The organism is Shigella sp. FC1967, assembly GCF_001743005.1.
In the GTDB taxonomy this organism is placed as follows: Bacteria; Pseudomonadota; Gammaproteobacteria; order Enterobacterales; family Enterobacteriaceae; genus Proteus.
On record NZ_MIIZ01000192.1, the window covers coordinates 1 to 272 of the forward strand.

Consider the following 272-nt stretch of genomic DNA (forward strand, 5'->3'; position numbering starts at 1 on the left):
AAATATTCTGCTTCTTCTTGGATCCAGCGAATACGTCGTCTTTCATTATTGTTTTGTATATATATCCAACGTTCAGCGAGCTTATCTATGGCTTCTTTTAAATGTCGTTCTGCATTACTTTTTCCCATATCAGGAAAGGCTAGATAAAAATCGCCAGATGTAATTTTGAATGTTTTTTTGAGGAGTTTTATCCCGAGGGTTTAGCTTTCCAATACACATCAATAGCAAGCGCTGTTCCTGTAAAGTTAGTTTGTAACTAGCTTCAATCAACG

The 272-nt window shown here is 36.0% G+C and carries 1 protein-coding gene and 1 pseudogene; both read right to left on the reverse strand.

The features are described 5' to 3' along the window. Positions 1-128: pseudogene (locus tag BHE89_RS26790) on the reverse strand (replication initiation protein); the annotation flags it as partial. 1 nt (position 129) lies between these two features. After that, on the reverse strand, positions 130-270 hold the full coding sequence (locus BHE89_RS26795) for a RepB family plasmid replication initiator protein (RefSeq protein WP_353615093.1): 141 nt from the start codon (positions 268-270) through the stop codon (positions 130-132). Between the last annotated feature and the right edge of the window lie 2 nt (positions 271-272).